The 584-nt window shown below is 54.6% G+C and carries 5 tRNA genes and 1 rRNA gene; all 6 read right to left on the bottom strand.

From position 1 onward, the window contains the following. Positions 1-22: 22 nt before the first annotated feature. A tRNA-Met gene (locus ACFOZY_RS09155) sits at positions 23-99 on the bottom strand. 20 nt (positions 100-119) lie between these two features. After that, a tRNA-Val gene (locus tag ACFOZY_RS09150) sits at positions 120-195 on the bottom strand. 9 nt (positions 196-204) lie between these two features. Continuing rightward, positions 205-279 (bottom strand) — tRNA-Glu (locus tag ACFOZY_RS09145). A gap of 16 nt (positions 280-295) precedes the next feature. Then, a tRNA-Ser gene (locus tag ACFOZY_RS09140) sits at positions 296-386 on the bottom strand. A 7-nt stretch (positions 387-393) separates the two neighbouring features. After that, positions 394-468: transfer RNA gene (locus ACFOZY_RS09135), tRNA-Asn, on the bottom strand. 11 nt (positions 469-479) lie between these two features. Next, positions 480-584, bottom strand: a 5S ribosomal RNA gene (rrf, locus tag ACFOZY_RS09130); the annotation flags it as partial.

Genomic DNA, 584 nt, shown 5'->3' with positions numbered 1-584 from the left:
ACCGCTACACCACGGGACCATTTGGTTGCGGGGGCAGGATTTGAACCTGCGACCTTCGGGTTATGAGCCCGACGAGCTACCGAACTGCTCCACCCCGCGATAATACTATTTAAGTTAAATGGTGGAGGATGACGGGATCGAACCGCCGACCCCCTGCTTGTAAGGCAGGTGCTCTCCCAGCTGAGCTAATCCTCCATTATATGATGGTGACCCCTACGGGATTCGAACCCGTGTTACCGCCGTGAAAGGGCGGTGTCTTAACCGCTTGACCAAGGGGCCATGTTAAAAAATAAACTGGCGGAGAGCAAGGGATTTGAACCCTTGATACGCGGTTAGCGTATACACGATTTCCAATCGTGCTCCTTCGGCCACTCGGACAGCTCTCCATAAATATGGCTCCGAAGGCAGGATTCGAACCTGCGACCAACCGGTTAACAGCCGGTTGCTCTACCACTGAGCTACTTCGGAATAAAATGATCGCCCGGCGACGTCCTACTCTCGCAGGGGGAATCCCCCAACTACCATCGGCGCTGAAGAGCTTAACTTCCGTGTTCGGTATGGGAACGGGTGTGACCTCTTCGCCA

It is taken from the genome of Chungangia koreensis (assembly GCF_042651785.1).
Classification (GTDB): domain Bacteria; phylum Bacillota; class Bacilli; order Bacillales_A; family Planococcaceae; genus Chungangia; species Chungangia koreensis.
This window is presented reverse-complemented; position numbering and strand designations above follow the sequence as displayed.